The organism is Streptomyces sp. NPDC041122 (assembly GCF_055592445.1).
The window spans coordinates 243875-266685 of the sequence record NZ_JBVIYQ010000002.1; the positions used below are offsets into that span (position 1 = coordinate 243875).

Sequence of the window (22811 nt, forward strand, 5' to 3'; positions counted from 1 at the left end):
GTCAGATCACCTCCGAACCGCGCGCCCAGCGCGGGACACGTCGTCGGGAGGCCGCGGGCGCCGGGAGCGGCAGGGCCGCGGCGGGCGCCGCCAACAGCGAGGCGGCCACGGCCAGATGGAGCAGATACGGCGAGGCGTCGCCGAGACCGGCCTCGGTGTACGAGGCGATGGCGCAGTAGCTGATCAGGAAGATGGCGCAGGCCCGCTGCAGGGACGGCGGACGCAGCAGCGCGACGCCGCCGAGCACGAGGATGATCGCCGCCACGATGGCGGTGCCGGTCAGGCCCTGCTCCTGGTAGACGGCGAGCCAGCTGTTGTCGATCGGCAGGCCGCCGAACGACTTGTCGCCGAGGCCCATCCCGAACAGCTGCTCCGACGTCGACCGGGGGGCCGCGAGGAGGGCGTCCCAGACCTTGGCCCGGCCGGTGAGGTTGGAGAAGTTCTCCTCGGTCTGGCCGCGCAGGAACCACGCCTGGAGCGCGGAGCTGAACGCCACCGCGGCCACCGTGGCGATCAGCACCGCCCAGGTGAAGAACCGGCGGGCGGCGGAGCTGGTCAGCAGCAGCGAGCAGATCGCGAGCGCCAGCCCGATGAACAGGCCGAGCGTGGCCGTCCGGGTGTGGGTCAGCGCGAGCAGGACGAAGGACGGCACGATGACCAGCGCCGCACTGGTCCGGTCGGTCCTGTGGCCCAGGAGCAGCAGCACGGTGAGCCCGATGATGACCGCGGCGTACTGCCCGATCTGCGGCGGGGTGAGCGGCCACAGCGCGCCGACGAGCCGCCCGCCGTAGAGGTCGGGCAGCGCGGCGCCCGGTGAGATGACCAGGCCGGCGGCGACCGACCCGAGCACCACGAAGTACATCCGGATGTGGTGCCTGACGAAGCTCACGCCCCCGTCCCACCAGCGGCTGAGCAGCCACAGAGTGGCGACGAAGAGCGCCAGCCTGCCGCAGCGGAACAGCGCGCCGAACCCGGAGTCCGGGTTGACGCTGGAGATCAGGCTCGGCACGAGCAGCAGGGTGAGCAGGAAGACGTACGCGCCCGGCCGGATGCGCAGCGTGAGGTTGACCGCGAGCGCCAGCGCGAACGCCAGCACCAGCGCGCCCATGGTGGCCATCTGGATGAGGGAGCGGGGCAGCGGCACGATGGTCTTCGCCCCGGCGGAGCCGAGGGTGTTGAGGACCAGCAGCCCCCAGGCGACGGCGACGGTCCGTGCCGTGTGGTCCGCGGGCATCTCAATCACCCGCCCGGGTGCGGAGGGTGCTGCGGTCGTCCTGCCGGTACGGGGCGGATTGCCACTGCCCGAAGTCGAGGACCCGGCTCGGGTCGTGCGCCACGAACTTCCACGGTCCGACGTAGGCGTTGTGGCGCCAGCGGTTGTGCTGCTTGCCGGTGATCGACTCGGCGACCCGCTCGCCCATGTAGGGCGACCAGTCCGGGTAGGTGCCGTAGTTGGCGAGGACCGCCATCCGGTCGCACTTCATCGTGCACTCGACGACGGCCTTGTCGAGCACGAAGCGGTTGTCGTGGATGTCCACCCGCTGGGTCTTCCACCGGCAGTCCGCGTAGAGCGGCTCCTTGGTGATGCCCGGCCGCGCGCAGCGCTTGGTGTCCTTGACCAGCAGCGTGCAGTCGCCGGACGAGGTGTTGGCCGGGCTGTTGCAGAACCGGTCGGCGTTCTCCCACAGGGTGATGCCCGACCAGTTGTCCTCCAGCGTGTTCCGGTCGATGTCGATCTTGTCCGTACGCGCCTTCACCCGCGGCTCGCCGCCCGACTCGGAGATGTAGACGGTCGCGAGCGGGAAGGAGTCGCCGCGGTCGGCGTACCGGCGCCCCTCGACCCAGTTGTTCCGCCGGATCGTGTTCTTCCGGATGACCGCGTTGTAGCTGGTCTCGTAGATCAGCGCCGCCCCGTCGTTCTTCTCCAGGACGTTGCCCTCGATGCGGAAGTCGTTGTTGTTGGTGTCCGCCCACAGGCCGGTGCCGCGGTTGTCGTGCACCCAGTTGCCGCGCACGTCGGCGCCGTCGACGGCCCAGAACTTGACGCCTCCGGTACAGCCGCAGCCCTTCCGCTTCCGCTCCCAGTCGCCCGTGTTGTTGCCGACGATCTCGTTGCCCTCGACGACCAGACCGCTGATCCGTCCCTTGGCCTTGTACGCGTTCATGCCGTACTGGCCGTTCTCCCGCAGGCAGTTGGCGCGGACCCGCTGCCGGGCGCCGGCCATCAGCCCGGCACCGGTGTTGTGCTGGATCGTCGCGTGCTCGATCACCCAGCCGTCGGCCGAGTCGTGGTTGACCACGCCCTCGTCCGGCGGCGCCACGAAACGCTGGACGGTCAGATGGCCGAGGGTGACGTCGCGGGCGGTGCCGCCGAAGGCGTACTGGTTGCGCTTGCCGCCGTCGAGGACCGCGCCGGGCGCGCCCAGATAGCGGTTCCCCTTCTTCGGGATGACCTGGGCGAACCGGTCGGACGCGAGGCGGTGCGTACCCGGCTCCAGCCAGAACGTGGTGCGCGGCGGGCTCTTCTTGGTCTTGGCGACCAGGTCGCCCACCTTGTCGGGGTCGACCGTCACCGCGCCCGCCGGTGCCTTCGCGGGACCGGGTTCGGGCTTGGCGCACACCCGGGCCACGGGGGTGGCGGGCGCGGCCGCCGGCCTGGCCCGCGGGGCCGGCGCGTCGTCACAGCCGGCCGCCGCCAGCAGGAGCACCACCAGCGGTGCCGCCGACCACGCCCCGAGCCGCCTCTTCATCACCACGTGGCCTCCCTAACCCCGGAACGTGAGGACGGTGGTGAACTCCCGCACGCCGTCGACGGAATGGGTCCCTGTGGAGACGGGGCCGGTGCCGGTGCCGATCAGCGTGGTGGCGGGTTCCTTGCGTCCGAAGCCGGGGGAGTACCAGCCGAGCGGCGGCTCGCTCTCGCCGCGGTGCGCCCGCCAGGAGAGCTCCCCGGGCAGGTCGAGCACCGCGGAGCGGTCCTCGCCGTCCCGGGTCCAGGTCAGCACGGCCCGGCTGTCCACCAGGTCCACGGCGACCGCCGGGCCGAGGTGGAAGGCGAGGCGTACGGCTCCGCGCGAGCCGCGCACCTCGTCGACCACCGTCAACTCCCGTCGCGCGGCCGTCAGTTCGACCTTACGGCGGTGCGTGGCGTCCGGGTAGCCGTCGTGCTCGGCGCACCAGCGGGCCGTCCCCCTCTCGGACGCGTCGCCGGTCTCCGCGACCAGGACGCGGGCGCGGGCGTGCCGGGTCCACAGGAACGGGCCGCCGGAGACGGACTGGTCGGCCCCGTCCAGCTCCAGGGTGTTGTGGCCGAGCGTCGACCGGAAGTACCGCCGCCACTCGGGCTGGCCGTGGTAGCAGAACGTCCCGGGGTCGGCGAGCACGTCGACCCCGTCGTGCCGGACCTCCACGGAGAGCGCGTCCGCGTGGGCGTGCGCGGCGATGGACAGGAACCCGTGCGGGCCGCCGTCGCACCGGCACCAGATCTCCTCCGGGCCGCGCAGGATCGTCAGGCCCGCGTCGGCGAAGTGGTCCGGCCGGCTCTCCGGCCGGGCCGCGGCCTGCGCGGTCCCCGGCTTCCCGTAGGGGCGCAGGAGCGCGGCGAGCAGCGGCGTGCGCACATCGGTGCCGGTCACCTTCGGCCACCAGTCGAGCCGCCCGAACACGGCGTCCCCGGTGGCGAGGAGCGAGCCCCAGCGGTCGGTGCCCGCGCCGTCCAGGACCAGACCGTGACCGTCGTCCGCGTCCCCCTGCCGCGGCGGGCGCAGCCGGTTGTCGACGACGGCCGCGAGCGCGTCGGTCATCCGCAGCAGCACCGGCCGGACGCTCGCCGGGACCACCGCCCCTGCCGCGTCCGCCTCGGCGACCGCGGCGAGCCCCAGTTCGAGCACCAGGCCGTGGTACTCGGTGGCCAGCTCCCGGTTGAGGCCGGAGGGATAGGTGTTGCCGCGCAGGTGCCGCTCCAGCGACCGCAGCGCGTCGGCCCGCCAGCGCGCGGACCGGGGGAACCACCCGAAGGCGCAGGCCGCGGCCAACTGTCCGGCGGCCTCCGCGATGACGTGGTTGTTCGCCGACGACCCACGGCTGGGGAAGGCGGCGAGCCAGCGCTGGTGGTGCCAGATCTGGTTCAGCGCCGTCGGGTTGTCCTCGAACAGGCCCCGCACCCCGGACCAGCCGTCGAGCAGCCGGCGCACCCACACCCAGGAGAGCAGCCGGATGCCCAGCTCGATGCCGCTGACCCAGTGCACCCCGCGCAGCGGCGGGTTGGCCGCCCACCACGAGCGCAGGTGCCCGGCCACGCGCTCGGCGTACCGCTCGTCGCCGGTGACCGCGTAGGCCGCGGCGAGCACGGTCAGGTACTGGTGCCGGGAGAGCTCCCAGATCTGCTTGACGTCCCCGGCCGCGTCCTCGTCCCGGTACGGCACGTCGAACGCGTAGTCCCACGGGGCGCGGCGCCCGGTCTTCGGGTCGAGCCACCAGTCCGGATCCGCCAGGTCGTCGCGGTCCACCCCGAAGTACGTGACGTGCCCGGCCATCAGCCGGTCCGCCTCGGCGACCAGGCGCTTCGCGGCGTCCGGCGGGATCGCGGCGACCGCCCCCGCGGGCAGCACCGCGGTGAAGCGGGCGCCGGACACGGGCGGGCAGTGCGGCGGCTCCGAGCGCCACCGCTGTCGGCGCACCGCGTCGCCCATCCGGCCGCCGACCTCCCGGGGCCCCATCCGGGACAGCCGCCGCAGGTACCAGCCCGCGCTCAGCGTCATCGCTCGCCCGCCAGCGTCACCGGCGCGCCGGCGGCCAGGCCGGTCCGCACGGCGAGGGTGGCCGCCGTGGTGGCGACCAGCGACTCCAGCGGCACCGGCATCGGGCCGCCGGAGCGCACGGCCCGTACGAACGCGGCCAGTTCGGCGGACTGACCCTTGTCCCTGGCCTTGGGCAGCCGGGAACTGACCCACTTCTTGGGGCCGTGGACCGAGGCGCGCACGAAGTCGTCGAGGCGCAGGGCGCGGCCGTCCGCGACCAGGTCGAGGGTCTCCTTGGGGAAGCTCGAAGGGCCGGTGGTGACGTAGCTGATGGTGGCCGTCGACCCGTCGGGGTAGCGGAGCACGACCTGGAGGTCCTCGTGGCCCGAGGTGGCGACCGCGTACACCGAGACCGGGTCGGCGCCGAGCAGCCAGCTCGCCGTGTCGATGAAGTGCCCGCCCTCACCGGCGAACCGCGAGCCCTCGGTGCCCTGCTGGAGGTACCAGCTGCCCTGCTGCAACCGGCCCGCGTTGACCAGGTAGCGCAGGTGGGCCGGGCCGCTCCGGGCGCCGAACCGCTGCTTGGCCTCGCGCAGCAGCGGCGAGAAGCGGCGGTTGAAGCCCACCTGCAGCCGGTCGTTGCCGGACTCCTCCACCGTCGCGAGGACGCTCGCCAGCTCGTCCTCGGAGAGCGCCAGCGGCTTCTCCACGAACACGGCCTTGCCGGACAGGAGCGCCTTGCGGGTCAGCTCGGCGTGCGAGCTGTGCCGGGTGACCACGAACACCGCGTCGACGGACTTGTCGCCGAGGACGGCGTCGAGATCGGTGGTCGCCTCCGTGAAGCCGAACTTGCGCCGGGCGTTGGCCGCGGAGAGCGCGGTCGTGGTGACGACGGTGGCCAGCTCGACGCCCTCGCGCCCCTGGAGGTGCGGGAGCAGCATCGACGTCGCGTAGTTCCCGGCGCCGACGAACGCGAGGCGCACGGGGGCCTTCGCGGCCCGGACCGGAGCGGACGTGCCGCCGGAGCTCCGCCTCACCTCGGGCACGGTGACCGAGGGCGCGCCAGCCCCGTCCTTCTCTCCCGACTCGCCTTCCTCGACGGCGGGTTCGGGGTAGCGGAACAGCACCGCCACCGCCTTCAGGTCGCCGTCCTTGAGGCGCTGGTACGTCTCGACGGCGTCGGCGAAGTCGGCCGTGTGGGAGACCAGGGGCTCCACGTCGACGCGGCCGCGGGCGACGAGGTCGAGGAAGCACGCGAGGTTGCGGCGCTCGGTCCAGCGCACATAGCCGATCGGGTAGTCGCGCCCCTCCAGTTCGTACGCCGGGTCGTAGCGCCCGGGGCCGTAACTGCGGGAGAACCGTACGTCGAGCTCCTTCTCGTAGTACGCGTTCCACGGCAGGTCGAGGCGGCACTTGCCGATGTCGACCACCCGGCCCCGGTCCCGGCAGAGCCGGGCGGCCAGCTCGACCGGCTGGTTGCTGCCGCCGCCGGCGGCCAGGTACACCTGGTCCACGCCGTGGCCGTCGGTCAGCTCGGCGACGGCGTTCTCCACCGCGGAGGACTCGGGGTCGCCGCAGGCCGCGGCGCCGAGCCGCTCGGCGAGCTCGCAGCGCGCCGGGTCGGGGTCGACGCCCACCACGCGGGCTCCGGAGGCGGTCAGGAGCTGCACCACCAGCTGTCCGATCAGACCGAGGCCGATCACCAGCGCCACGTCGCCGAGCTGGGGCTCGCCGCGGCGGACGCCCTGCAGGGCGATCGAGCCGACGGTGCCGAAGGCCGCGTGCCGGGAGGCGAGGCCGTCCGGCACCGGGGCGTAGAGGTTCTTCGGCACCCAGTTCACCTCGGCGTGCAGCGCGTGCTCGTTGCCCGCGCAGGCCACCAGGTCGCCGACGGACACGTCGTCGATCCCGGCGCCGACCTGCTCGACCACCCCGCACAGCGAGTAGCCGAGCGGCGTGTAGGAGTCGAGCTTGCCCATCACCTTGCGATAGGTGGCGGGCACCCCGTTGGTGGCGACGCTCTGCATGACCTTGGCCACCTGGTCGGGGCGCGAGCGGGCCTTGCCGACCATCGACATGCCGGCCTCGGAGACCTTCATGAGCTCGGTCCCGGTGGAGATCAGCGAGAAGGCGCTGCGGACCAGCACACCCCCCGCCTTGCACCCGGGAACCGGCACGTCCAGGACCGCCAGCTCGCCGCTCTTGTAGTTCTGTACAACCTGCTTCACCCGTACTCCTCTGAATTCCTAAGCCGTTTACCGAGTGCTCCGGTCGGACCCAGAGGTCGCGCCGCGATACCAGTACTCGAGGGTCAGCACATGCCACAGATGTTTGGAGAAGTCCCGCTGTCCGGCGGCGTCCTCGGCGACCATGCGCGCCAGCGCGTCGCGGCGCAGGATCCCCGAGGTGACAAGGACCCCGTCGTTCACCACCTCGCGCACCAGCGGCGCCAGGTCGCGGCTCATCCAGGCCCGCAGCGGGGCGCTGAACAGGCCCTTGGGCCGGTACACGATCTCCCGGGGCAGGACCGAGGTGGCCGCCTCCTTGAGGACGGCCTTGCCCTGCCGCCCCGCGATCTTGCGGCTGCCGGGCACCGCGAACGCCGCCTCGACCACCTCGACGTCCACGTACGGCACCCGCACCTCGGTCGACGCGGCCATGCTGGAGCGGTCCGTGTAGGCGAGGTTCAGGCCCGGCAGGAACATCCGGGCGTCGGCCAGGCACATCCGGTTGACGAAGTCGTCGAGGTCGTTGTCCTCGTAGACGTCCGCATGCTCGGTGACCACGTCGTCGACCGTCCCGGCCAGGTCCGGATCGACCAGGGCGAGCAGCTCCTCCCGGTCGTACATGGTGTAGCTGCGCCGGAACGCGGTCTCCTCCGGCAGATCGGCGAAGGAGAGGAACCGCTTGGCGAACCGCACCGACCGGTACCCCCGCCGGGCCGTGGCGACCGGCAGCCGGTCCACGGCCCCCGACAGCGCGCGCCGCAACGGCCGCGGGACGCGCTGGTAGCGCAGCGCGAGCGTGTTGGCCAGGTGCTTGCGGTACCCGGCGAACAGCTCGTCGGCGCCCATCCCGGAGAGCATCACCTTGACGCCGGCCTCCCGGGCCGCCGAGCAGATCAGATAGGTGTTGATCGCGGCGGGGTCGCCGATCGGCTCGTCCAGGTGGTACGTCATCTGCGGCAGCAGGTCGAGGACGTTCGGCGCGATCTCGATCTCGTGCAGGTCGACGCCGTACCGCGCGGCCACCTGGCGGGCGTAGCGCAGGTCGTCCGGCATCGCCTCGAACTTGGCGTCCTCCGCGCGGAATCCGATCGTGTACGCGGAGATGCCGGGCTGGTGGCGGGCGGCCAGGGCGGTCAGATAGCTGGAGTCGAGACCGCCGGAGAGGAACGTCGCCACCGGCACGTCGGAGAGCATGTGCCGGCGCGTCGACTCCGCCACGACGGCGGCGATGTCCGGCGACTCGCCCGACCGGGCCCGCTCCTGGCCCTTCGCGGCGACGTCCTTCAGGCTCCAGAACCGCCCGCGGTCGACCCGGCCGTCGGGCCGGCACCGCAGCCAGCTCCCCGGCGGCAGCTTCTCCGCCTCGCGGTACGCGCAGCGCGAGTCCGGCACCCAGTAGTACAGCAGCGACGCCACCAGCGCCCCGGGATCCACGTCGAGGGAGCCGCCGGTCACGGCGGCGAGCGCCTTGAGCTCGGAGGCGAACACCAGGCCCGGACCGCGGCGGAGCAGGAACAGCGGCTTGATGCCGAGCTGGTCGCGGGCGAGCACCAGCTCGCCGGTGCGCTCGTCGAAGATCCCGAACGCGAACATGCCGCGCAGCCGGTGCAGACAGTCGGTGCCCCAGCGCCGCCAGGCCTGAAGGACCACCTCGGTGTCGGAGGTGCCGCGGAAGCGCACCCCGGCGGAGGCCAACTCGGCGCGCAGCTCGGGGGCGTTGTACAGCTCGCCGTTGTACGTGAGGGCGAGCCCGTCGGAGACCATCGGCTGGGCGCCGGTCTCGGACAGGTCGATGATGGCCAGCCGGCGGTGGCCGAGCTGGACGTCGCCGTCACCGGCGGGGTGGCTGTACCGCCCCGCCCCGTCCGGCCCGCGATGGGCGAGGGTCTCGGTGAGCCGGTCGGTCACGGCCTTTCCGTCCGGCCACCGGTACGTGCCTGCGATGCCACACATGTGCTACCTCGCCTCCTTGTCACTGTCGGGTACGCGTACCGCTCTCGTGGGGCGCTCCGTGCGCGCCCGGCCCCGTACGCTCTCCCGGGCCAGCCGCTCGCCGTGGCCGCGCAGCGCGATGTGCAGCCCGTCCCAGAGCGTGCCGTCGGTCCGGTCGCGCGGGTCGGGGTCGACCAGCACCACGCCGAGCACGGGGATGTTCTGGTCGGCGAGCTGCCGCGCCACGGTGTGCAGCCAGCCGGCGCTGCCGTGTCCGGCGCGCACCACGAGCACCGTCTGGCCGCCGAGGTACTGCAGGTCGGTCCACGCGGTGCCGGGCGCGACCGAGCCGACGCCGATCCTGCGCACCTGGCGCGGCAGGGCGGCGGCCTGCTCGCCGCTGACCACGTCCGGGTCGCCGGGCCCCCGGCGGGCCTCGGCGAGGTGCGGGCCCGGCAGGCCGTCGACGAGGACCACGGGGCCCTCGGCCGCCAGGGCGGCGGCGACGTTCCTGGCGAGCACGCTCGTGCTGTGCGCGCATCCCAGTTCGAGCAGCGACACCGGTTCGGAGGCGCCGCGCACGGTGCGGGCCAGCGTCGTGGTGACCCGCTCGTGGGCCGCCCGGGTCCTGCGCAGCCGCCACGGCCAGGAGAAGCGCCGGGGCAGGGCGCGCAGCTCCGTGATGACCGAGGCCCCGAGGTTCGCCGCGATCTCCCGGCGCAGCACGGGGCGGTCCGCCACCACCGAGCCGACCGCGGCCACCGCGAGGCCGAGGAAGAGCCCGAGGAAGAACCCGATCCCGGCGTTGGTGACGGCCGACTTCGGCAGGGACTGGTGCACGGCGCGCGGGGTGTCCACGATCCGGGTGCCCGCGACGAGCTTGGGCGTGCCGATGCGCGCCTCCTCGGCGCGCTGGTCGAAGTCGGCGATGCGCGAGTTCAGTTCGGCGCGGCGGGCGTAGAGCGACTCGATGCTCGCCGAGCCCTGCGGGTCGCTGTCCGGCGAGCGGGTCCCGATCGAGTCGTTGATCTGCCCGAGCTCCTTGCGCATCCGGTCCCGCTGCGCGGTCAGCGCCTTGGCCTCGGCCTTGGCGGTCTCCCGCATCCGCCGTACGTGGTCGGCGACGAACGCGTCGGCCAGCGCCTTGGCCCGGGCCACCGCGTCCGCGTCGCTCGCGCCGGTCACGTCGATCTGGAGCAGGTTGTTGGTGACGCCGGTCCCGCGGTAGTCCGCCATGAAGTCCTCCGGTTTCTCCGGGGACTTGAGGGCCCGCAGGGCCTGTCCGGCGATCCGGGTGGTCCCGAGCAGTTCGACGTCGGTGCGGATCAGCGTGCCGGTGTCGTTGGGCTGGTCGTCCTGGTGGGTGACGAGCACCTTGGTCGTCGCGGCGGGCGGCGGCGGGCGCAGTACGGCGAGCGCGGCACCGGCGAGCAGCCCGAGCAGCGCGAGGGAGCACCAGAAGCGGCGGCGTCTGCGCACGGCGACCACCAGCGCGTGCAGGTCGAAGAGGGGAGAGGATCCCGGCTCCGATGTCCTGTCCGTCGTCACACCGCACCTCCTCGCGCGTCGTCCCCCACGGCGAACGCCCGCGCGCGCCGGGGGCCCGGCGCCTCGGTCGCGCGCTCCGCACGGTCGGCCCTGACCGGGTCGGCGAGGACGACGCCCACGACCTCGTGCCGGCCGTCCGCGCACGCCCCGGCGACACCGGCGAGCTCTCCCGCGGTCCAGCAGCCCGGGCTCAGCACGACCAGGGCGCCGGACTCGGTGCCGCGGTCCGGCACCAGCGGCCGGGTCACCGAGACCTCCACCACGCGCAGCAGCGGGTCGCTCCCGGCCTCGGCGGCGAGCTGCCCGGCGGCCCGCAGCGCGATCTCGTCGCCCTCCGGCACGACGGCCAGGATCCGTCTGGGGGAGGGGAGTTGGTTGCGCAGCCGGACGCACACCCGCCGGTATCTGGTCTGCCGTCCCGCCGCGCCGGCCGACGGCCGCGGGGCCGGCAGGTCCCACCGGACGTCGGCGCCGAGGAGCCGGCGGAGCCAGCGCGGGCCGCGGCCCCGGGAGCGGGGCAGGCCGCGGTCGCCGGGCACGTCGACGGTCCCGATCGGCGTCGAGCCGAGCGCCGCGGCGATCTCCCCCTCGGTGCGCAGCCCGCGGTGGGTCCGGGCGGCGGCCAGGTGGCCGACGACGGCGAGCAGGAAGAACAACACCGCCCCGGCGACGATGAGTTGCGTCCGCGTCGGCGGCGCCTCGCCGCTCGGCCGGGCGGCGGGGCCCATGACGACCATGTTGGCCTTGTTGGTCGCCGGGTCCGCGTCGTCCAGCTTCTTCATGGCCTCCTGCAGCGCGGTGCGCAGCTTCTCCAGCTCCGTGCGGGCCTGCACGCTCTCCACGGTCCGCCCCGGGTCCGCCGCGTCGGCCAGGTCGGAGATGCGGCGGTTGGTCTCCGTCACCCGGTCGCGCAGCGCCTGGGGCCCCTCCTCCTCGTCGGCGTTGGTGCCGTCGCCCGCGATCCGCGCGGCGAAGGTGACGAACTCCTGGGCCACCTGGTCGGAGAGGCGCTGGGCGCGCCCCGGGGTCTCGGCCGTGCCGGAGATCTTGATGATGTTGCCGTCGGCCGCCTTGGCGCTCACCTGGTCGCCCAGGTCACCGGCGTCGACGCCGTCCCAGTCGAGTGCGGCGGCCGCGCGGTCGACCACCGCCGAACTGGACGCGATCTCGGCCTGGGTCAGCAGCTCGCGCTCCTCCCACTGACCGGCCAGCAGGACCGAGGTCGACGTCGTGTAGGTCGGCGGGAACAGCAGTGAGGCGCCGTAGCCGACCAGGGCGCCCAGAACGGCGGCGACGGCGAGGAGCCGCCAGCGCCGCCGGAAGATCCGCCCGATGGTGACCAGGCGTATGGCGTCCTCACTCAACTGCGCTGCCTCTTCCCTGTGCGGACTCGGGAGGCCGCCGAGACCGGGGCGCGGCCTCGGGTGGCGGCGGCGTAGGCGTCGAGCAGCGAGCGCTGGGAGTTCCGCCAGGAGAGCTGTCCGCCGATCCGCTCCTGGCCGAGCTTGCCCATCTCGGCCCGCTGCTCCGGGTCGTCCAGGAGCAGCGCGACGAGCCGGGCGAACTCGGCCTCGTCGTTGGCGGGCGCGTAGAGCGCCGCGTCACCTGCGGAGACCCTCGCCTCGCGCAGGTCGAACGAGACGATCGGGCGGCCCATCACCATGTACTCCAGGACCTTGTTCATGGTCGACACGTCGTTGAGCGGGTTGCGCGGGTCGGGGGAGAGGCACACGTCCGCGGTGGACAGATAGCGCGCCAGGTCCGCGTCCGGGATGCGCCCGGTGAACTGCACCTGATCCGACAGGCCGAGCCGCTTCGACAGCTCCACCATCGCGTCGAAGGCGTCGCCCGCGCCGACGAACACCGCGTGCCAGTCGGTCCGTCCGAGGTCGTCGCGCAGCTTCGCCAGTGCCCGCAGGGCGTAGTCGACGCCGTCCTGCGGCCCCATGACGCCCAGGTAGCACAGCAGATGGGGCTTGCCGCGCTTCAACTCCGGTTCCGCGGGCACCGGGTGGAAGCGGTCGACGTCGGGCGCGCTGCGCACCACGAAGACGTCCTCCGGCCGCTGACCGCCGCGGCGCACCGCGACGTCCCGGTAGCTCTCGTTGGTGGCGAGCACGACGTCCGCCGCCCGGTACGTCATCCGCTCCAGCGCGCACACGCCCCGGTAGAGCAGGTCCTTCCCCCGGTCGAACCGGGAGAGGTACAGCTCGGGCACCAGGTCGTGCTGGTCGAAGACGAACCGCGCGCCGCGCCGCTTCAGCCACAGCGCGGGCAGGAACAGCAGGTCGGGCGGGTTGCAGGCGTGGACGACGTCGACCGGGCCGACCGCGCGGGCCAGCCGGGCCGTGTGCCACAGCGCCGTGCCGTACTCGCGCAGATAGCCGGCCGGGCCTCCGGTGGCCGCGCGCAGCGGGTAGCGGTGGATGCGCACCCCGTCGATCTCGGCCTCCGGCTCCGTGTCCCGCTTGGTGCCCTGCGGGCAGATGACGTGCACCTCCCACCCGGCGTCGCGCAGCGTGGTGCACTCCTGCCACACCCTCCGGTCGAAGGGCACGGACAGGTTCTCCACCAGGACCAGCGCGCGCCGGCCCGCACCGGCCGTCGCGTCCCCGGACGTCGTGTCACCAAGCAAGGCCCAGGTACCCCGGTTCGGTCCGGCGCGTCTCGGCGTCGGGAAGGCGGATGAGGTCGACGATCACCGGTGCTCCGCCGTGCGGCAGCGCCGCGAGGACGGTGGGATCGCTGCTGCCGACGAGGCACACCTCGGCGTGGTCGAGCACCTCGTCGACGGAGTCGGCGAGCAGCTGCGCGAGGTGCGGCAACCGGGTCTCGATGTACTCGCGGTTGGCGCCCATGAGCCGGGACAGGCTCACGTTGGCGTCGTAGATCCGCAGGTCGTACCCCTTGCCGAAGAGCCGCTCCGCCAGCTCGACGAGCGGGCTCTCGCGCAGGTCGTCGGTGCCGGGCTTGAACGAGAGCCCGAACAGCCCGACGCGCCGCTTGCCGGTGCGCTCGACGAGGTCCACCGCGCGCTGCAGATGGTCGGCGTTGGAGGCGAGGACGTGGGACAGGATCGGCACCGAGACGTCCGCGCGCTGTGCCGCGTACACCAGGCTGCGCAGGTCCTTGGGCAGGCAGGAGCCGCCGAAGGCGAAGCCGGGCCGCAGATAGGCGGGGCTGATGTTCAGCTTGCGGTCGGCGAGGAACACGTCCATCACCTGGTGCGAGTCCACCCCGAGCGCCTGGCACACCGAGCCCAGCTCGTTGGCGAAGCCGATCTTGAGGCCGTGGAACGCGTTGTCCGCGTACTTGATCGCCTCGGCCGCCGGGACGGGCACCCGGAACACCTCGCCGGGCAGGCCGTCGTAGAGCGCCGCCACCACGTCGCCGCTGGCCGGGTCGAGTTCGCCGATGACGGTCTTCGGCGGGTCGAAGAAGTCCCGCACGCTGGTGCCCTCGCGCAGGAACTCCGGGTTGACCGCGACCCCGAAGTCCGTCCCGGCGGTGCCGCCGGCGTGCTTCTCCAGGATCGGCACCAGCAGGTTCAGGCAGGTGCCCGGGAGCATGGTGCTGCGGAAGACGACGGTGTGCCGCCCCGCCTCCTTGCCCCGCTCGGCCAGCGCGGCGCCGATCTGCTCGGTGACCCGCTCCAAGTAGGTGGTGCACAGGCTGCCGTTGGGCTCCGACGGGGTGCCCACGCAGATCAGCGACATGTCGCTGTTGAGGACCGCGTCGCGGACGTCGCGGGTGGCGCGCAGCGCCCCGGATTCCACGACGCCGGCGACGAGTTCGCCGATCCTCTCCTCGACCACCGGGGCCTTGCCGGCGTTGACCAGGTCGACCTTGGCCTGGTTGACGTCGACCCCGATGACCTGGTGACCCTGTCCCGCCAGGCACGCGGCCGACACGCAGCCCACGTATCCGAGCCCTAAGACGCTGACTCTCATGACGCTCTCCTCCCCCCAGGCGGGCCCTGTCGGCCCGCGCTTCCTGCGCCGGTGATGCGGCGCCCCCCGAACATCAATGGCCCCCGGACATCAGTAGGCCCCCTGGCCCTTGAGCACGGCCCGCAGCGTCTTCCACAAGATCACCGAGTCGAGCGCGAGCGACCAGTCCTCCACGTACCGCAGGTCGAGCCGGACCGCCTCCTCCCACGGCAGGTCGCTGCGTCCGCTGATCTGCCACAGCCCGGTGAGCCCGGGCTTGACCAGCAGCCGGCGCCGGATGTCCGGGCCGTACGCGGCGGACTCCTCGGGCAGCGGGGGCCGCGGGCCGACGAGCGACATCGACCCGGTGAGTACGTTGAACAGCTGCGGGAGCTCGTCGATCGAGTACCGGCGCAGCACCGTGCCCACTCGGGTGACCCGCGGGTCCTGGCGGAGCTTGAACAGCAGCCCGGCGCCTTCGTTGTGGTCGGCCAGCGCGGCCCGTGCCGTGTGGGCGCCGGTGACCATGGTGCGGAACTTGAAGATGGTGAACTCGCAGCCGTCCTTGCCCACTCTTCGCTGGCGGTAGAGCGCTCCGCCGCGGCTGTCCGCCATGACGAGCAGCGCGACGACCACCATGAGCGGCGCGAAGAGCAGCAGCAGGAGCGCGGCGCCCAGCCGGTCGACGACTCCCTTCACCACCCGGCGCCCGCCGGTGAAGGTGGGCATGCTGACCCGCAGCAGCGGGATCCCGAGCACCGCGTCGACGTGCAGCCGCGGCCCCGCCACCTCCATCAGGACGGGGGCGACGACCATCTCGGCGTCGCTGCCCTCCAGGTTCCAGGCAAGGCGTTGCAGCCGGTCCGGTGACCAGTGCGGGTCCGGGGTGACCGCGACGACCCGGTAGCCGTCGCCGCGCACGTGGCCCGCGACGTCCGCCAGCCGCCCGACGACCGGCACGCCGTCCACGTGGTCGCTGTCGATGCCGTGGTCGTCCGGTGTGCACACCGCCTCCACGCGCCAGCCGAGGTGCGGGAACTTGCGGGTCCTGGCGATCAGGTCGCGCACGGTGGCCGGGCTCCCGGCGGCGAGCACCGGGCGCAGGCACCGCCCCTCTTTGCGCTGTTTGTGCAGCCAGAGCCGGAGCAGATACCGCTCGGTCATGGTGACGAGCGCGATGGCCGGGATGGCGACGAATATCCAGAGCTTGATGTTGCGGGAGGCCAGGGCGATCCCGCCGAGCGACAGCACGACGGCCGCCGTGAACAGTGAGCGCCCGAGCCTGCGGAACTCCTCCGCGCCCTGGCCGAGCACGGCCGGTGCCCACGCCCGGCTCATCGCGAGCGCCACCAGCACCAGCAGTTCGGTGCCGAAGGCGAGAATCCTCCACTTCTCGTGCCAGTTGGCGGCGTCTCTGACTCCGAAGAACCCGCCGATCGATGCCACGACGAAGGCAGTGGCGACCGTATCGCTGGTGATCACGATGCGGCGGTACCGCTGCTCCCACTCCATCGCGGGCCGGCTGATGGTCCCGTTCGCCAGACGCCCCCGCGCCGACGGAAACGGGTTGACTAATTCCCCCTGCTGCACAGGACCCCCCAGGTCTGCAGTGGTTCGTGTTCAACTCGCACTGGTGCCCCGGAAGGCACCCCAGCCTCCCGCTCCGCGCTGTTCTTCCCCCCGCGGAAGGCTCGGCCTTCCGCGCATGACGTACTGGCCCCTGCCGCGTTACTGGATGTGATTCACGCAGGCGACAGCGAACGCGCAGTCCCTGCCGGCTTTGTGCGCACACGGGAACCCGTCTCAACCTCGGGTGCTCCCCACACCCAAGGACCCCTCTCGGGTTCCAGGAACCGGTCGCTTCAGTTCTGAACAGCTGAAGCACGGTCAATCTAGACCATCGAGCCCGCTATGGAGAGGGGATGTGTGGAATTTGTGCTCAGGCTTGCCGACCGGCCGCTGGAAAGGCTTATTCGCGTCGCTTGGCCACAAATGGAGGGCCCCGCAACGGAGTTGAAACCGGCGGGGCCCTCGGGTGTTGTGGCGGGTGTGACGGGGTCAGTCGCGTGTCGCGTACGAGAGGAAGCGGAGCCATGCCTCGGGCGCCACCGCGAGCCGCGGACTCCGCGCCAGCTTCGAGTCCCGTACGTGGACGGCCCCTTCGGGCGTCGTGGCCGCTCCGGACAGCGCCACCTCGACACAGCTGTCACCCTGCGAGCCGCTGTAACTGCTCTTGAACCAGGCCAGTTCGGACGTGCTCATAGCGCTCCTCGCATCCGCTCCAGCAGGCCCAGGGAGCCCTCGGGGGTCAGGGCCTGTGAGCGCATCTTGGCATAGCGCTGCTGGAGACGGCTGATCTCTTTCGGGTCCTGGATCAGCCGTCCGTTCTCCTGCCCCTCCGAGTAGCCGAACCACCGGTGGTCCGGCGTCTCCGCGAGCTGGAGCGGACCATCGAGCCCCGCGTGCTTCGGCTGGCGCAGCGGCATCAGCTGGAACTCCACGTTCCAGTGCCGGTCGATCACGCCGAGCAGATGGTCCAAGAGTTCCCGTGTCACCTCGTCGCCGCCCGTGCGCCGTTCGAGGACCGCCTGCTCCACGATGAAGCTGAACGACGTCGGCGGTTTGCGGTTCGTGGCCAGCAGGTCCTGCCGCGCGAGCCGGGCGCTGATGCGCTCGCTCAACTGCTCCTCGTCCGGCAGCGGCGGCACGCTGAACGACACCGCCCGCGCGTACGCCTGCGTCTGCAACAGGCCCGGTGCCACCCGGCATTCGTACGTGTTCAGGCTCACCGCGTCCGCCTCGAACTGCGCCCACCGCCGGAACCAGCTCGCCAGCCCCGGCTGCCGGGACAGATGCCGCGCCGCGCCCCGCAGCGCCCCGAACCCGTCCAGGACCTCCTCGGCCCGCTCCACGAAGTCCGGCTGGGGGAAGCGGCGGCCCTGCTCGATCTTGGCGACGGTCTGCACCGAGTACGGGACCAGTTCGGCGAACTCCTCCTGGGTCAGGCCCGCCCGCTTGCGGAAGGCCTTGAAGACCTCGCCGAACGTCCTGAGGCTGTCCGACACCTCCGGCTCGCTCCCGCCGGACCAACCACCCGTACCGCCCCTGCCGCCCGTACCGTCCGTCATGCGCGGACACCTCCCGTACGCCTGCCCCGCGCTCCACTCCCGACCCGGCCATCGTCACGTTCCGTCGCCGGGGTGTCCACCCTCCGTACTGGTACTCCATCGCGGAGTACCAGTCGCCGGTCCGGTGACTAGGCCGCCTCCGCCGCCCGGCGCAGGGCCGCGAGGAGGGTGCGGTTGCTCGCTCCCTTGAGCACGTACTCGCGGACGCCCGCGTTCGTCATCTGCTCCACGGAGCCCTTGTCGTCGTAGGCGGAGAACGCCACGACGCGACTGGTGGGCGAGCAGTCGGCGATGCCCCGGGCGACGGTGGGGCCGCCGCCGGGGAAGCGGACGTCGAGGACGACGAGGTCCGGCCGGTGCAGCGCCGCGAGCCGGAGCGCCTCCTCGCCGTCGCGCGCGGTGCCGACGACCATCAGGTCGGGCTGGGACCGCACGACCTCGTCCAGCGTCTCCAGGAGCAGGGCGTTGTCGTCGCACAGGAGCACCGAGAAGGGTGAACGGGGGGAGCCGTCCTCGGCCGCAGCGGTCACGGCATGTCGCTCTTCGGCTCCGGTCCGGCGGCCGGCACGGCGGGGGGCGGGTTCGGCACCCAGAACTCGACGGTCGTCCCCGTCCCGGGGCGGCTGTGCATGGACCACCATCCTCCGGCCGTCTCGGCCCTCTCCCGCATCTCGATCACCCCGAAGTGGTCGCGGACCCCGTCCCGCGACACCGGCGTGCCGGTGCCGTCGTCCACGACCCGCGTCACGATGCCCCCGTCGGCCGACGCGAGCCGCACGTCGACCCGGCCGGCGCGCGCGTGCTTGTGCACGTTCAGGAGTGCTTCCTGGACGATACGGAAGATGGTGACGGCTGTCTCGGGGGACGGCTCGTGCTCCAGTTCGTGCGTGAACGAGTAGGCCATCTCCCACGAGGAGCCGACCACGTCCTCCAGGTGGCTGGAGAGGCCCTCGACCAGGCCGTGCCGGTCGATGCCGGGCGGGTGCAGCCGGAAGGTCAGGCTGCGCAGGCGGGTGATCGCCTCGCGCACCGACGTGTCGAGCCGCGTCAGTTCGGCCGCGTACGCCTCCGGCACCCGGTCCGCCAGCAGCTCCAGCCGCATCCCGACGGCGACCATCGCCTGGATCGAGTCGTCGTGGACGTCCCAGGCGATGCGGCGCCGCTCCGTCTCCTGCGCCTGGACCAGGTGGTGGAAGAGGCGCCGGCGCTCACTGAGCGCGTGCTGCGCGGCCCGCCGCTCGGACATGTCGCGGGTGACCTTGCCGAACCCCTGCAGCACGCCCTCGTCGTTCCACAGCGCGGTGATGACGACGTTCGCCCAGAACCGGGAGCCGTCCTTGCGGACGCGCCACCCCTCGTCCTCCAGGCGGCCGTCGGCCACGGCGGTCTCCAGCTCCCACTGCGGCTTGCCGGAGGCCTGGTCCTCCGGCGGGTAGAAGACGGAGAAGTGCCGGCCGACGATGTCCTCGGCGCGGTAGCCCTTGATCCGCTCCGCCCCGGCGTTCCAGCTGATGATGTAGCCCTGCGGGTCGAGCATGAAGATGCCGTAGTCCAGCACCCCTTGGACCAGCAGCGTGAAGGCGGCCTCCGACATCGGCGCCGCCTGCCTGCGCGGCTGCCGCTCGTCCCACGGCTCCGGCGTCACGTCAGGAGCCCCTCGCGCCGGGCGATCGTCACGGCCTCCAGCTGCGAGCGCGCGCCCAGCTTCTCCAGCACCCGCTGGACGTGGTTGCGCCCGGTGTTGAGCGCGACCCCCAGCCGCTCGCTGATCTGCGCGGTGGTGCGCCCCTCGCCGAGGAGGCCGAGGACCTCGCGCTCCCGCGGGGTGAGGTTGGCGCCGATGCCCGGGGCCCTGCCGCTCAGCCGCTCCAGCACGTCGCCCAGCAGGTCCGGGCTGAACACCACCTCGCCGGCCGCCACCCGGCGTACGGCTTCCTCCAGTTCGTTCAGCCCGCGGGCCTTCAGGATCAGCCCGGCCCCGCCCGACTCGGCGACGCGGGCGGCCACCGATCCGCTCCCCTCGCCGGTCAGGACCAGGACGCGGACGTCCGGTATGAGGGCCACCAGGTCGGCGATGGCGGCGATGCCGTCACCGTCCGGGAGGCGCCGGTCCATGAGGACGACGTCGGGCTCGCACCGTGCCGCGTCGGCCAGGGCGGCGGCCACCGATGCCGAGTGCCCCACGATCCGCAGATCGGGCGACCGCTCCAGGGCGAGGCGGATCGCCTCGGCCACCATGTCGTGGTCCTCCACCAGCAGGACCCTTACCGGGCGGCTCTTCGGGGACGGTGCAGGCATGGAGGCATCCTCGCAGGTGGCGGACCGCACGATCATGCCAGGAGGTCGCGGAGCGGCGACCCGGCGGTGGTCGTCGCGGGAGTGGCCCGGGGCGCGGCGCCGGGGAACAGGTGCGCGGCCCCGATCAGGGCGATCAGCCGCGACAACTGCGGGCCGATCCCCTCGACATGGAGCTCCACGCCGGCCCAGAGGGCCGTGTTGCGCGCCTTCAGGAGGGAGTTCAGCCCGGCGCAGTCGCAGAAGGAGATGCCGGTGAGATCGAGGAAGAGGGTCGTCGGCCGCCGTACCAGACAGGCGGCGACGGCGTCCCGGACGTGCGGGGCGCTGTCCAGGTCGAGTTCGCCGGTGAAGGTCACCCGGGCGATGTCCGAACGGACGTCTGTCTGCGTCGTGAACGGATGAACGGTCACAGTGTCCCGAGCCTCTCCGTGGTCACGTGCGGCGCGTAGCAGCGCTGCGGGGTCCCGTGAGCCCTTCCCGCGGAGGGGCCCCTTGTGGTCAGCCACGACATCCCCACCCCATAGTGCGAGGGCATCAGTCGCGGTCTAGTGAATCTGCACTAGTCGCGGAAGTCAACACGCGCTCATGGGGGTTGACGGAGACACGCGTACGGCGGCGGTGACACGCGTACGGGCCGCCGGTGAGCGGCCGGCGGGGGCCGGCGGGTCCTCAGCGGGCGCGGCGGATGCGGATCGGGCCGCGGGCCCGCGCGGGGTCGACGGGCTCGCCGCCCTGGGTGATCTCCACCTTGCCCGCGGCGACCAGGCGCCGGGCCGCCCGGCGGGCCGGCTCCATGAGCGCGCGCCAGCCGTCGTCGTCCGCCGGGTGGACCGCCCGCGCGGCGTCGGAGGGACAGATCGACGCGCTCGGGTCACGGCGTTCCAGGAGGTCCAGGATGGCCCGCTCCAGCCGCTGGTCCGTCGCGGACCGGTCGTCGCCGTCCGGCCCCTTCCGCCGCTCGTCCCGCCGTTCGCTCTCCGTCACGCGGTCAGTGTCGCACCGGTGGTCGCCGCTCGCGCGGTACGCGGGGCCGCCCGGAGCACCCGGCGCCTCGGGGCTGCCGTATGCCGTCTGACCTGCGCGTTCAGCCGCCCCTCCGATCCCGGGCTTGACCTTGACACGGTGTTAAGGTCTCCCCTTGGGCGCAGGAGGTGGTCCCGATCAACGACTCGACCCACTCGACCCAGGTGACCCCGCAACACGCCCGCGTGATCGACGCCTTGGGCGCCGACGACTCATCCCTGCGACTTCAGGCGGCCCTCGCGGTGGGCTCGCGGCCGGACCCGGTGTTCCTGGAGCCGCTCGTCGAGCGGTGCGCGGTCGAGCCGGACTTCTTCGTACGGGACATGCTGTCGTGGGCGCTCACCCGTCTCCCGCCGGAGGCCGCCCTGCCCCGGATCCGCCGGGAGTTGGACGCGGAACGCCCGCAGGCCCGAAGCCAGGCGCTGCACACGCTCTCCAAGATCGGTGACGGCGCGGCCCGGTCCTGGATCACCCGTGACCTGCTCCGCGACGCCGACGACGAGGTGGCGCGCACCGCGTGGCGGGTGGCGGTGGCCCTCGTGCCCCGGGGCGGGGCGGAGGGCGAGGGGGAGCAGCGCGGCCTCGCCGAGGAGCTGGCCCGGCAGCTCGCCCGCGGCGACCGCGAGGTGCGGCTGAGCCTGAGCCGCGCGTTCGTCGATCTGGGGGAACTGGGGGAAGGGGTCCAGCCCGTACTGGAGGAGGCCGCGGCGGACCCCGACCCCGAGGTGGCCGCGCACGCCCGCGCCACGGAGCTGCTCCGGCAGGACCCCGAGAGGGGATTCGACGCGGCCGTCGAAGAGGCGAAGCGGCTGGTCGCGCTGGGCCCGGAACGGGCGGCCGACGCGGCACGGGCGGCCGAGACGGTGCCAGGGAGTGCGGAGGCGGTGGATTGCTGATCGGTGAGGTGGCGCGGCGCTCCGGGGTGAGCGCCCGCATGCTCCGGCACTACGACGCGCTGGGCCTGGTGCGGCCGACGGGCCGTACGGTCGGCGGCTACCGCGAGTACTCCGCCGAGGACATCCGCAGGATCTTCCACGTGGAGAGCCTGCGGTCCCTCGGGCTCTCGCTCAAGCAGATCGGGCGCGCCCTGAAGGACCCGGACTTCACGCCGTCCGCCCTGGTCGGCGACCTCGTCCGGTGGACCGAGGACCGCTTGGCACGGGAGCGGGAATTGCTCGAAAGGCTCCGCGCGATCGACGCGTCGGCGCCGGCCGGCTGGCAGGACGTGCTGCGCGTCGTCGAGCTGATGCGGGAGCTCGACTCGGCCAGTGCCGCGCGCCGTCAGCAGGCGGTCCTGGCCCGGCCGGAGGGCGCGCCGGTGCCCGCCGAGGTGCTGGCCGCAGCGGTCCTCGCCGAGTCCGACCCGCACGTGGCGGGCGCGCTGCGCTGGGCGCTGGCCCGGGCGGGGGAGGACGGGGTGGCGGCGCTGGCCGCCGGGGCGCACGACCCGGACGTCGACGTCCGGCGGCGCGCGGTGCTGACGCTCGCCGAGATGCCGGGGGCCCCGGGCGCCACCGCGGTGCTCGCGGACGCGCTCGGCGACGCGGACACGACGGTGCGCCGACGGGCCGCGCTGGCGCTGGGACGGCACGGCGCGGCCGCCACCGCGCCGGCGGCCGTGCCGGTCCTCGTCGACATGGTGGTCGAGGGCGTCAACGACGTGGACGCGGCGGAGGTGCTCGGCACGCTGTCCGGCGACCCGGAGAGCGCGCGCCGGATCACGAGCGCCCTGGCCGGCGAGCTGGCCGCGCCGTCCGCGGACTCCGCGACCCGGATCCGCCTCACCCAGGCGCTGGTGGAGATCGGGGACGCCCCGGCGCGCGAGGCCCTGCGCGGCCTGACCCACGACCCCGACCCGGCGGTGGCCCTGGTCGCCACGGCCCTGCTCGGCGTCCTCCCGGACGACGCCCCGCCCGCCCCGGGCGTGGTTCCGGGCGCCTGAGGACCGCGGTCACCCGGGAGCCCCGGCACCGGAAGGCTCGGGCC

At 73.1% G+C, this 22811-nt stretch carries 19 protein-coding genes; 2 read left to right on the plus strand and 17 right to left on the minus strand.

Translation table 11 applies throughout. The annotated features are described in order from the left end of the window. Position 1: 1 nt before the first annotated feature. The 17 genes from ACZ6B8_RS07395 to ACZ6B8_RS07475 form a co-directional block, all read right to left on the minus strand. Positions 2-1234 (minus strand): O-antigen ligase domain-containing protein, encoded by a 1233-nt coding sequence (locus tag ACZ6B8_RS07395; protein WP_471076998.1) that lies wholly within the window; start codon positions 1232-1234, stop codon positions 2-4. 1 nt (position 1235) lies between these two features. After that, on the minus strand, positions 1236-2750 hold the full coding sequence (locus tag ACZ6B8_RS07400; RefSeq protein ID WP_471607166.1) for a right-handed parallel beta-helix repeat-containing protein: 1515 nt from the start codon (positions 2748-2750) through the stop codon (positions 1236-1238). 15 nt (positions 2751-2765) lie between these two features. Further along, positions 2766-4760, minus strand: a complete 1995-nt coding sequence (locus tag ACZ6B8_RS07405) for a heparinase II/III family protein (protein WP_471606580.1) — start codon at positions 4758-4760, stop codon at positions 2766-2768. Next, entirely contained in the window at positions 4757-6967 is a 2211-nt protein-coding gene (locus tag ACZ6B8_RS07410; RefSeq protein WP_471606581.1) for a bi-domain-containing oxidoreductase, read from the minus strand. The genes ACZ6B8_RS07405 and ACZ6B8_RS07410 overlap by 4 nt, the downstream gene beginning before the upstream one ends. Positions 6968-6994: 27 nt before the next feature. Further along, positions 6995-8920 carry an asparagine synthase (glutamine-hydrolyzing) gene (asnB, locus tag ACZ6B8_RS07415; RefSeq protein WP_471606582.1) on the minus strand — a complete coding sequence of 642 codons (1926 nt, stop codon included), beginning with the start codon at positions 8918-8920 and terminating at the stop codon, positions 6995-6997. A gap of 3 nt (positions 8921-8923) precedes the next feature. Further along, entirely contained in the window at positions 8924-10447 is a 1524-nt protein-coding gene (locus ACZ6B8_RS07420; protein ID WP_471606583.1) for a Wzz/FepE/Etk N-terminal domain-containing protein, read from the minus strand. Further along, the gene (locus ACZ6B8_RS07425) at positions 10444-11811 is read right to left on the minus strand and encodes a Wzz/FepE/Etk N-terminal domain-containing protein (protein WP_471606584.1); all 1368 of its coding nucleotides are present in this window, start codon (positions 11809-11811) and stop codon (positions 10444-10446) included. The genes ACZ6B8_RS07420 and ACZ6B8_RS07425 overlap by 4 nt, the downstream gene beginning before the upstream one ends. Continuing rightward, positions 11808-13082, minus strand: a complete 1275-nt coding sequence (locus ACZ6B8_RS07430) for a glycosyltransferase family 4 protein (RefSeq protein WP_471077016.1) — start codon at positions 13080-13082, stop codon at positions 11808-11810. The genes ACZ6B8_RS07425 and ACZ6B8_RS07430 overlap by 4 nt, the downstream gene beginning before the upstream one ends. Next, positions 13072-14397 (minus strand): nucleotide sugar dehydrogenase, encoded by a 1326-nt coding sequence (locus tag ACZ6B8_RS07435; RefSeq protein ID WP_471606585.1) that lies wholly within the window; start codon positions 14395-14397, stop codon positions 13072-13074. The genes ACZ6B8_RS07430 and ACZ6B8_RS07435 overlap by 11 nt, the downstream gene beginning before the upstream one ends. 90 nt (positions 14398-14487) lie before the next feature. After that, complete coding sequence (locus tag ACZ6B8_RS07440; RefSeq protein ID WP_471077022.1) at positions 14488-15966, minus strand: sugar transferase; 1479 nt, start codon at positions 15964-15966, stop codon at positions 14488-14490. Positions 15967-16434: 468 nt separating this feature from the next. Beyond that, positions 16435-16638, minus strand: coding sequence for a DUF397 domain-containing protein (locus tag ACZ6B8_RS07445; RefSeq protein WP_471077025.1), 204 nt, complete (start codon positions 16636-16638; stop codon positions 16435-16437). Further along, positions 16635-17504, minus strand: coding sequence for a helix-turn-helix domain-containing protein (locus tag ACZ6B8_RS07450; RefSeq protein WP_471606586.1), 870 nt, complete (start codon positions 17502-17504; stop codon positions 16635-16637). Before ACZ6B8_RS07450 ends, ACZ6B8_RS07445 begins: the two co-directional genes overlap by 4 nt. A gap of 128 nt (positions 17505-17632) precedes the next feature. Continuing rightward, complete coding sequence (locus ACZ6B8_RS07455) at positions 17633-18034, minus strand: response regulator (RefSeq protein WP_471077032.1); 402 nt, start codon at positions 18032-18034, stop codon at positions 17633-17635. Next, a complete protein-coding gene (locus ACZ6B8_RS07460; RefSeq protein ID WP_471077035.1) occupies positions 18031-19149 on the minus strand; it encodes a PAS domain-containing sensor histidine kinase in 1119 nt (372 codons plus the stop codon). The genes ACZ6B8_RS07455 and ACZ6B8_RS07460 overlap by 4 nt, the downstream gene beginning before the upstream one ends. After that, on the minus strand, positions 19146-19802 hold the full coding sequence (locus ACZ6B8_RS07465) for a response regulator (RefSeq protein ID WP_471606587.1): 657 nt from the start codon (positions 19800-19802) through the stop codon (positions 19146-19148). Before ACZ6B8_RS07465 ends, ACZ6B8_RS07460 begins: the two co-directional genes overlap by 4 nt. A 32-nt stretch (positions 19803-19834) precedes the next feature. After that, positions 19835-20212, minus strand: coding sequence for an STAS domain-containing protein (locus ACZ6B8_RS07470; RefSeq protein WP_471077041.1), 378 nt, complete (start codon positions 20210-20212; stop codon positions 19835-19837). A gap of 259 nt (positions 20213-20471) precedes the next feature. Next, the gene (locus ACZ6B8_RS07475; RefSeq protein ID WP_471078437.1) at positions 20472-20711 is read right to left on the minus strand and encodes a DUF3253 domain-containing protein; all 240 of its coding nucleotides are present in this window, start codon (positions 20709-20711) and stop codon (positions 20472-20474) included. Positions 20712-21010: 299 nt separating this feature from the next. On the opposite strand from ACZ6B8_RS07475, the gene ACZ6B8_RS07480 reads away from it, so the two are divergent. Continuing rightward, complete coding sequence (locus ACZ6B8_RS07480) at positions 21011-21721, plus strand: HEAT repeat domain-containing protein (protein WP_471077044.1); 711 nt, start codon at positions 21011-21013, stop codon at positions 21719-21721. Beyond that, positions 21715-22767: a MerR family transcriptional regulator gene (locus tag ACZ6B8_RS07485; protein WP_471077047.1), complete on the plus strand. Its 1053-nt coding sequence runs from the start codon at positions 21715-21717 to the stop codon at positions 22765-22767. Before ACZ6B8_RS07480 ends, ACZ6B8_RS07485 begins: the two co-directional genes overlap by 7 nt. Positions 22768-22811 lie beyond the last annotated feature (44 nt).

What these genes read in the sequence shown, in the direction of transcription:
- ACZ6B8_RS07395 (WP_471076998.1), bottom strand. Translation starts at nt 1,234, where the DNA reads ATGCCCGCGGACCACACGGCACGGACCGTCGCCGTCGCCTGGGGGCTG.
- ACZ6B8_RS07400 (WP_471607166.1), bottom strand. Translation starts at nt 2,750, where the DNA reads ATGAAGAGGCGGCTCGGGGCGTGGTCGGCGGCACCGCTGGTGGTGCTC.
- ACZ6B8_RS07405 (WP_471606580.1), bottom strand. Translation starts at nt 4,760, where the DNA reads ATGACGCTGAGCGCGGGCTGGTACCTGCGGCGGCTGTCCCGGATGGGG.
- asnB (WP_471606582.1), bottom strand. Translation starts at nt 8,920, where the DNA reads ATGTGTGGCATCGCAGGCACGTACCGGTGGCCGGACGGAAAGGCCGTG.
- ACZ6B8_RS07435 (WP_471606585.1), bottom strand. Translation starts at nt 14,397, where the DNA reads ATGAGAGTCAGCGTCTTAGGGCTCGGATACGTGGGCTGCGTGTCGGCC.
- ACZ6B8_RS07445 (WP_471077025.1), bottom strand. Translation starts at nt 16,638, where the DNA reads ATGAGCACGTCCGAACTGGCCTGGTTCAAGAGCAGTTACAGCGGCTCG.
- ACZ6B8_RS07450 (WP_471606586.1), bottom strand. Translation starts at nt 17,504, where the DNA reads ATGACGGACGGTACGGGCGGCAGGGGCGGTACGGGTGGTTGGTCCGGC.
- ACZ6B8_RS07465 (WP_471606587.1), bottom strand. Translation starts at nt 19,802, where the DNA reads ATGCCTGCACCGTCCCCGAAGAGCCGCCCGGTAAGGGTCCTGCTGGTG.